The sequence below is a fragment of the Oleiphilus sp. HI0117 genome, from assembly GCF_001635235.1.
This window is the reverse complement of sequence record NZ_LWGA01001386.1, coordinates 1-9,230: the sequence shown is the minus strand read 5'-3', so window position 1 is coordinate 9,230 and position 9,230 is coordinate 1. Positions and strand designations below refer to the sequence as shown.

General features: G+C 43.7%; 8 protein-coding genes. 3 read left to right on the top strand and 5 right to left on the bottom strand.

Going from position 1 to position 9,230, the window contains the following annotated elements; all coding sequences use genetic code 11:
* The coding region (locus A3757_RS23640) for a DUF1631 family protein (protein ID WP_156506528.1) at positions 1-253 on the bottom strand (253 nt) is incomplete at its 3' end.
* A 315-nt stretch (positions 254-568) separates the two neighbouring features.
* On the opposite strand from A3757_RS23640, the gene nadC reads away from it, so the two are divergent.
* Both nadC and A3757_RS23630 read left to right on the top strand, forming a co-directional pair.
* The gene (gene nadC / locus A3757_RS23635) at positions 569-1,405 is read left to right on the top strand and encodes a carboxylating nicotinate-nucleotide diphosphorylase (protein ID WP_068509607.1); all 837 of its coding nucleotides are present in this window, start codon (positions 569-571) and stop codon (positions 1,403-1,405) included.
* Positions 1,406-1,610: 205 nt separating this feature from the next.
* Positions 1,611-4,376, top strand: a complete 2,766-nt coding sequence (locus A3757_RS23630; RefSeq protein ID WP_068740387.1) for an EAL domain-containing protein — start codon at positions 1,611-1,613, stop codon at positions 4,374-4,376.
* 20 nt (positions 4,377-4,396) lie between these two features.
* Here the strand turns inward: A3757_RS23630 and A3757_RS23625 are convergent, their stop codons facing one another.
* The 4 genes from A3757_RS23625 to A3757_RS23610 are packed head-to-tail and all read right to left on the bottom strand — an operon-like array spanning position 4,397 to position 7,780.
* A complete protein-coding gene (locus A3757_RS23625; RefSeq protein ID WP_068509617.1) occupies positions 4,397-5,164 on the bottom strand; it encodes a ParA family protein in 768 nt (255 codons plus the stop codon).
* 24 nt (positions 5,165-5,188) lie between these two features.
* Positions 5,189-5,932: a DnaA ATPase domain-containing protein gene (locus A3757_RS23620; protein WP_068509619.1), complete on the bottom strand. Its 744-nt coding sequence runs from the start codon at positions 5,930-5,932 to the stop codon at positions 5,189-5,191.
* Entirely contained in the window at positions 5,929-6,510 is a 582-nt protein-coding gene (locus tag A3757_RS23615) for a CDP-alcohol phosphatidyltransferase family protein (protein WP_068509622.1), read from the bottom strand. Before A3757_RS23615 ends, A3757_RS23620 begins: the two co-directional genes overlap by 4 nt.
* A 28-nt stretch (positions 6,511-6,538) precedes the next feature.
* Positions 6,539-7,780, bottom strand: coding sequence for a DUF2066 domain-containing protein (locus A3757_RS23610; RefSeq protein WP_156508876.1), 1,242 nt, complete (start codon positions 7,778-7,780; stop codon positions 6,539-6,541).
* Positions 7,781-8,035: 255 nt separating this feature from the next.
* Between A3757_RS23610 and purM the strand changes: the two genes are divergently transcribed.
* The gene (gene purM, locus A3757_RS23605; RefSeq protein ID WP_068508039.1) at positions 8,036-9,103 is read left to right on the top strand and encodes a phosphoribosylformylglycinamidine cyclo-ligase; all 1,068 of its coding nucleotides are present in this window, start codon (positions 8,036-8,038) and stop codon (positions 9,101-9,103) included.
* Positions 9,104-9,230: the final 127 nt, after the last annotated feature.

Sequence of the window (9,230 nt, the reverse complement as noted above, 5' to 3'; positions counted from 1 at the left end):
TTGCGATATGGCGCTTCTGTAAACGAAGCTCTCTCATCGCATCGAAATACAACGCTTGGTCACCATTAGTGCCCGCTTTGTCGGCCATTTCAAACAGCGCATCATCCGCACCATCAAACAAATGACGTAATAAATCCTGCACTTTAAGTCTAAAATTATCTCTAACGACAATGACTAACTTCGGTAGCGGTTTAGCGGATACTCCTGAAATAGTTTTGCCGCCGTGAATCCCTACTATCTTTGGCTCTGCCATAATTACCCCAACTGCCCACTTGCTAAGAGTCAATTATTTAACATTTATTTGCATTATAGCGAGTCAATATTATGACTACTGTCACATTTTGTTTCCGCTTGAACCAGTTCACAAAAAATGTGAATTATTAAACCCAGCACAACAACTACTCGTCTAACAATATAGTGAACGAGAACAAGCTAAGCCACTTAGCATTATCCGAAATAATCTATATAATGGCGCCGCTAAATAAAAGTAAGCAATACTTTCGACTTTTTTTAATTTTAAGCATCCTTTGTATTCACCAGACCCAGCCTGAACAGCTTGAGCCAAAATATGAACGAATTACTTTCAAAAGCCATCGAAAATAACGTTAACGCTGCAATTTCGGAAGATGTCGGCTCCGGTGATATAACTGCTCAGCTAATTGATGCCGACAAACAGGCTTGCGCGAAAGTAATTACCCGTGAAAGTGCGATTATTTGCGGTACAAAGTGGGTTGACGCCGTCTTTCATGCAATTGATCCAACCCTTGAAATTAAGTGGTTCGTCAATGACAGAGACAACGCTTCACAAAACGAAACTCTCTTTACTGTTAGTGGCTCTGCCCGATCCATTCTAACCGGAGAACGTGCCGCACTTAATTTTCTGCAAACACTTTCTGGCACTGCAACGACAGCTAAACACTACGCAAACCTGGTTGCACACACTCAAGTAAAGCTTCTGGATACTCGTAAGACCCTACCTGGACTGCGCCTAGCACAAAAGCATGCCGTTACCTGCGGAGACTGCCACAACCATCGCATTGGCCTTTATGACGCCTTCCTAATCAAGGAAAATCACATTATGGCCTGCGGCGGCATTGGACAGGCAGTTAACAAAGCTCAGCAACTAGCTCCCGGAAAGCCCATCGAAGTTGAAGTTGAATCTATACAAGAGTTGCAACTAGCCTTACAAGCTCAGGCTGATATCGTCATGCTCGACAATTTCCCTATCAGCACTTTAAACGAGGCCGTAAAACTAAATAAAGGCCAAGCCAAGCTTGAAGCTTCTGGCGGCATAACCAATGAAACGCTGGTCCCAATTGCTGAAACGGGAGTAGACTTTATTTCAATCGGCGCACTGACAAAAGACTGCAAATCTATCGACCTTTCAATGCGGATTGATATCTAAACAGAAAAACGCCAGCTTACATAAATTTACATACCGAAACACTTCAGTTAGACAATCATTTGGCTATTACAGATAGAATAGATTCATCATTATGGTGATGTCTTCAGACAGCTAAATTCGTCATAAAACAAGAAGACAATCCACCATATTTACCATGCGGCCCATTATATAATTTCACCTTCGAGCTAAGCTGGCTTTACTTTCAATGAATGCAAATAATCTAAGTTTTAAGCCAGAAATCTCTAGCGCTCGCATTCACGGCATACCCGCATTTTTCATAAGTCTCACCCTGTTGTTTATTGCTTTAGGTTTTGACCAATTATTTATCAATGACGGATCGACACTTCAGAATGCCATGCCCTACGTCAGCATAGCCTACGGTTTATCACTCTCTCTTACTTATTGCTTCGGCCTAGTCAGTCTACCCGCAATATTCCTAGCCCCAGTCGCTTTATCACAAGCATCTAACGCATGGTTTGACGGTGATATAGAACTTAGTACTGCAGTACTGTTTTCGTTAAGCCTTTGCATGCAAAGTTATGTGCTCCGGAAGTCATTCCAGCTCTCTATTACCAAGGGTAATCCTTTATCAAACAGTAAAAACCTGATCCTTTATATTTCCCACAGCGTAATAATTAGCGCCTTAATCAGCACATTGCTCGGTGTCAGCTTGCTCACCAATGACGGCGACAGCACACTAGACCTAAGGGTAATAGCCTACTTATGGATTTCCAATGTTATTAGTCTGACCACCATTCCAAGCATCGTGTTCGCGGCACAAAACCATGCACAACGTATCAAGCAAAACACACATCCTTTAGAGTGGTTTGTTTGGCTTTCAATCTCGATCCTCAGCATTTATTTTACCACCAAGGAAAAGCCTCACTTTATACTTCTAATCATTCCAATCTTAATGTGGGCTTCAACCAGATTTAACCAGCTCGCTTGCACTATTGCTATTTTCGTATCTGGGATTATCACCCTGCACCTCCTTAACGCCGGGACACTGACACAGCAATTATCAATACCAGAATATTCTCTACCTCTTGCTAGCTTGATCGTTATTCTAACTACCCTTTACTTCAACACCCTCCGTTCAGATCAAATAAAAATCGAAGCGAGGCTCGAAGATATTGTTGAACAACGCACACAAGATTTACTTAGCGCCAACCAAGAACTTCGCGATGAGGTTTACATCAGAAAGCAGGCAGAAAAGAGTCTACAAAACACCTCGTCTCGTTTCAGAGCACTATTCGAAACTGCCGGCATCCCGATCATCGTACTTGATAAGAAGTTCAAAATTAAACAATGGAATGCAGCAGCCGAAGTTCAGTTTTCTTATACTAAAGAACAAGTGCTAGGCAATAATTTCATCGATATGTTTGTTCCAGAAAATATTCAGGACGAGACAGCATGGAAATTTACCAAGGTACTCGAAAGCGGCCTTAGTAAAGAAAATATGGAATGCGAGATTATCAGTGGCGACTCGCTTTCGCACACCATGCTCTGGAACATGAACCACCTTAGCAATCATGACGGTGAATCCCAGCAGACGCAGCTTCTTTTGATTGGCCAAAACATTTCCGACATCAGAAAAACTCAAAATCAACTTCACTACCTCGCTCACTACGATGCACTTACCGATACGGCTAACAGACGCCTATTCGAAGACCGCTGCGCCCAAGCGATTCAATCAGCAATTCGACACAAATCCGAGATTGCGCTAATCGGCCTAGATATCGATCACTTCAAACGAATCAATGACACGCTCGGACACGATATCGGCGATCAATTTCTTGTCACCTTAGCCAGCAGACTCAAACAAAGCGTTCGAAAGGAAGACACGATTGCCCGCCTTGGCGGAGACGAATTTGCTATTCTGCTAGCAAATGTATCGGGAAGAGAAGGCGCTAAAACAGTTGCCAGAAATATTCTCGATAACATTACCAAGCCCGTAAATATTGGCGGGAATGAGCTTATCGTTACTTCCAGCATCGGCATTACCGTCTGCCCTAACGATGGCACGCAATATCCCGACCTTCTAAAAAATGCAGATATGGCCATGTATCGAGCGAAAAAAGCCGGACGAAACAATATTCAGTTCTATAGTCCAGAAATGAACAGTGAAATGCAGCGCCAACTAATTATTGAGCATGAGCTAAGAAACGCTATCAGCGCCAGCCAATTCAAGCTTTACTACCAACCTATCATCGACATTGAAACGGGTGAAATTCTCGCGCTTGAAGCCTTGCTACGCTGGCATCATCCTGACAAAGGTTTAGTCACGCCAGAGTACTTTATTGATGTCGCTGAGCAAACGGGCTTATTGCACGACATTGGTCAATGGGTAATTTCTAACGCCTGCCTGCAAGGACGAGCAATTCAGGAATGGTCAGACACGCCGATACAAATAGCGCTCAACCTCTCTAACCGCCAATTTAACCATCCGCGAATAGTTGAACTTATCCAAAAAGCAGTAGAGAGCACTAAATTTGATCCAAAGAACCTGATTCTGGAAATGTCGGAAAGCACGATCACAAGCAATATCGAGACATCCTTTGTGACACTTACTCAACTTAAAGAGTTGGGCGTGTCACTGACAATCGACAGCTTTGGAACCGGTCTAAGCTCACTACGACAGTTAAAGCAAATTCCCGCCGACATCATTAAGGTCGACCGAACTTTCGTGACTGGCATACCAAGGGATGAAAGCGATATGGCCATCACTGAAACACTGCTAGCTATTGCGAGTCAGATGGATTTAAAAACATTTGCTACAGGGATCGAAACGAAGGAGCAGGAAGCTTTCTTAAAGATTAATGGCTGTCGATATGGGCAAGGTTATCTCTACTCCCCACCAGTGCCGTTCAAGGAATTATATGCAATATTACATAGCTTGAATCAAGGCGAAACCTTAGGCCGGGGCGACCAGATCGTACTACCTCTGGTGCACGAATCTAAACCGGCCTAAGCTAAAAGCAGGTTTTCTTGCTACGAAGATAAATGCTCGTGAAGTTCTTCAAACTGAGTCGTTAAAGCATGCTTTGGAGCAAAGTAGATAAGCGGCTGACTTTCTTGGTGCGACTCTTTCATCTTGATTGAAGCATTAATTTTTACAGGTAATACTGGCAACCCTTCTTCTTCGAGCTCCTTCACCAAGCGCGACGGCAGACTCGCACGCGGCTGAAATTGATTCACTACAATACCCTCTATTTCCAAGCGGTCATTGTGATCTTCTTGTATGTCTTGCAACTCGCCCATAATCGTATACAAAGCTTGACGAGAGAAGTCATCGCAGTCGAAAGGAATCAAAACCTTATCGCAAGCAATTAAGCCTGAACGCGTATAGAAATTTAAAGCAGGCGCTGTATCGATGATAATTTCATCAAACTGGCTCTCTAATGCTCTTAAGGCATTTTTGAGTTTATAGATCTTATGCTTAGCCTCCAGCTTTCTTTCAAGAAAATCCATCTCAGGACTAGAGGGCAAAACATAGAGATTGTCGAAGGGGGTTTTATGCGCAAAGTCGGCAGGATCTTTATTAAACAAATTAAATGAAAGCGTTTGCTCAAAAAAATCGGCAATCGAGTCATTCAATTCAGCAGCAGGCTTTCCCATTAAATAGTGAGTAGAGTTACCTTGCGGGTCCAAATCAACAACCAAGGTTCTGCGTCCCTTAGCAGCGAAAATAGCTGCAAGATTGCAAGTAATACTCGACTTCCCTACACCGCCTTTCTGGTTGAATACTACGCGAATCATTTTTTTCTCCCTGCAGCTGATGAGCTACCAATTTAAAACTTTCTTGACGAACGGAATTGTCAATTTACGCTGCTCAGTGAGCGACGCTTTGTCTAGTTGATCAAGTAACGCTAGCAACTCTGTTAAGTTGCGCCCGCTACGCTTAATAATAAAAGTAGAAACGCCCTCTTCCAAGCTAAAGCCCTTATGTATCGCAACCTGCTGCATGATTAGTTCTTTTTCAGCATCACTATAAGCTTTCAGGCTTATCAATAAACCGGATTTTAGGCGTGACAACAAATCAGCCAAGCAGATATTCAAGGCGTCTACCGGCTGTGACAAGGCGAAAATTAACATATCACCTTGAGCTTTATAATGGTTAAATAAATTAAAAAGACAGCGTTCTTTAAACTCTCGACTTAAGCTCTGGTGACACAGCCACAAATCCAAGTGATCGAGAGCCAAAATTGAATATTGCTCAAAGCTTGAAAACAAACCCTGAACGTCACTCTCTGATAATTCAAACTCGTTTAATTCCGCAAGCGAAAAGTAACAAACATTGTCCAGCTCTTTTGACTCAGCGTAGCCAATTGCAGCATTAAGCAAATGGGTTTTACCAGACTCTTCTGGCCCAACCAGTAAGACTGCAGTTTCCTGATACTCATCTATCGCACTCGACAGCATAAACTTGGCACGATCGTTTTTTTCGCTGTAAAACGTTTCGAAGCTTAGGTCACTTTTTTCCCTAACAGGCAATAATAGTTGGCTGGATAATTCAAAAGCATTCATAAGCCAGTCTTATCATTCAATTCATTTTCTCGGCGCTGCTTGTATGCCTTTACGCCCCAAACCAAGTAATAATGAATACCGCTAATCAGAGTAATGGCACCCACTACAAATAGGCCTTCTGAAACTGCCCACTGCGGCATCGGCAGATCTGCCAAGCTCATAATCACGAGTAAGACATAAACAATCTGTAGCATTGTACAGGTCTTACCCAGCCATGAGGGCTTAATATCATAATGACTAATAAAGAAGTGATAGCCCAGCGCACCAGCTAGAATCATTACATCGCGACCAATAACGAGATATAGAAGCCACATTGGGATTTGCTCTGTCCAAGCAAGCATTACGTAAGCCGTAACGAGCAGTAGTTTATCTGCCAAAGGGTCAGCTATGGCACCAAATCGCGACTTCCAATTAAATTGGCGAGCCAAGAAACCATCAACTCCATCTGAAAGACCTGCTACAAAGAATAGAATCAAAGCCTGCAAATATTGCGCGGAATATACGCTCATCGCAAAAGGAATCACCAGCAGGATTCGAATAACAGTTAGAATATTAGGAATCTGATTAGCTGCGATCATTCTATCTCCAAAATAACCATAGCAATGACTAAGACCCGGAGCGCCAAACAAATTTATCGAGCGCATCGACAAGCATACCCTTATTTAACTCCAATATACCGTCTAGCTCCGCTTCCCGTTTTATTAGCTTTCGCCCAAGAGATAGGTGCTGAGAAAGCATTTCTCTTGTATCACGCAAGCGCAACTCAAAGGTAAGCTGATCTTCCTCGGCTAGCAACATATTTACGGATGCAACAGGCGCAAGATCTTGCAGGTAACGCTGTACATCCACATAATCTTCGAAAGAATCGATACCAAGCACTGAAATGGTATAGATTTCTGAACTTGCTACGCCAGATATAGCATACTGAGTAGATATAACGCTTGCCAAGCGAGCAACAAACTCTTTTGAAACCGATTCACTGCTTGCCTGAGCGCTTTCACCAAAGAAAGTTTGCTCACCTAGGAATAGCTGCCAGTCTGCACGCCATTGACGCTGAGAAACAGGCTCTTTTGCTTCATCAAGTTCTTGAGCCTCAGGAGTAATGGAACTTTGCAAGCGTACAATTGCAACAGCGTCGGTGCCATAGCGCTTACTAGCATCAATATGGGAGTCAGAAAACAGGCCCCATAATCCGTCAACATCTAAAAGCGAAAGGTCTGTCAGATCGGCCACAGGAATAAAAAGCGGCAAACCTCGAGTCTCAGCAATGCCAGTCAATTCAGGTAGCACCTCATCCAGTTCGGAAGCGCCGATAACGCTTCGCTGCCCTTGTTCATCAGACATCACCACCCAAACCAGAATTGAAGGACGAGACCGCCCCCAAATAGGAAGAGACAGTGATTGCAAACCCGCTTCTATGGGCGATTCTGCGAATGCAACATCCAGCATATATTGGTCAGGTACGGCGGGCTCGGCTATTAACGACTCAGTTAACTCTTCTTGGCCGGTCTGAGCGGAACTAGGCATAGAACCAGGCTCCTGTTCAACGTCTGCACCTTCATCTGTAAACTCCATAGCGAGCCTTTCGCGCTCAGCAAGCACCTCAAGATAAACGCTATACGCGGGGTTTTCTCTGTAGGCAAATGAGAGCACGTAGTTTTCAGGTGAGCGAAACTTAGAATTCACAGAAGAATCCTGCAACAATTCCTCATCACCAGTAACACGGATCAACACCTGATGCAGCGCCTGCTCAAAGCCTAGCATACGATCGGAAGGGTCTTGCGAAGGTACTGCGACAGAAGCGTTATATAAATTACCTAGCTGGACAGCGATTGAGTGTGAACTCAAAAAGGCTAGCGAAACAAGTACGAAAAAACGAATAATATTGACCAAGTAAGTGCCACTTATGCTCAGTATTTGAAAGGTTTATCATAATATTCTCGAAACACTCATAAAACAACCATCAGCCGTGCTTTGCACACCTACTTTCTAATATTTTTTTAAATCACTACGAATATGTTATTTTTTACTGCTAGCATTTGGCGAGACTCCAAACAACTGGTAGAATCGCGCCAATTTTAAAAAGCCAAGGTTTTAGCTCATATGACTAATAATTCTGACTCAAATACAAACCCTTCACTTAGCTACAAAGACGCTGGCGTCGATATCGATGCGGGAAATGAGCTAGTAGAAAGAATTAAAGGTGTCGCCAAAAAAACTCGTAGACCGGAAGTAATGGCCGGTCTAGGCGGTTTTGGCGCAATGTTTGAGTTGCCGAAGGGCTATAAAGAACCGGTTTTGATTTCCGGTACCGACGGTGTTGGCACAAAACTAAGATTAGCCATGGACTTCAATAAGCACGATACGATAGGTATTGATCTCGTTGCCATGTGCGTTAACGATCTTATTGTTGGTGGCGCAGAGCCATTATTCTTCCTTGACTATTACGCTACAGGTAAACTGAATGTTGACGTTGCTGCCGATGTAGTAACAGGCATTGGCGCTGGTTGCGACCTATCTGGTTGCTCACTAGTCGGCGGTGAAACTGCTGAAATGCCCGGCATGTACGAAGGCGAAGATTATGACTTGGCTGGTTTTTGCGTTGGCATTGCTGAGAAGTCTGAGATTATAGATGGCACCAAAGTTAAGGCTGGCGACAAGTTAATTGGCCTCGCTTCTTCAGGTCCACACTCGAATGGCTACTCTTTAATTCGCAAGATTATAGAAGTATCAAACGCTGACCTAAACCAGGAAATTGGCGATACCGACCTAAAATCGGCCTTGCTTGAGCCAACAAAGATTTACGTTAAATCTCTTCTTAAATTGATCAAAGAAGGTGAGGTGCATGCCCTTTCACATATCACGGGCGGTGGCTTACTTGAGAATATTCCTCGCGTAATACCTGAAGGAACTAAAGCAGTCATCGAGACCCAGAGCTGGGAATTGCCTGAAGTATTCAAATGGCTTCAATCAGCAGGTAACGTAAATCCTGTTGAAATGTATCGCACCTTCAACTGCGGTGTTGGCATGATCATCGCCGTTCCAGCCGGTTCAGAAGAATCAGCCATCAAGCTTTTAGAAGCTGAAGGCGAAAGTGCTTGGGTAATTGGTGAAATTGCCGACACATCTTCCGACGAAGAGCAAGTCCAACTAAATGGACTAGGCGCTTAGTAATGGAAGGACGAGATCCTGTTGTCGTTGTTTTGATATCGGGTAGCGGCAGCAACCTTCAAGCCTTAATCGACGCCTATCAACGTGAAGAAATCCCTGGAAAGATCAGCGCTGTTATTTCCAATAA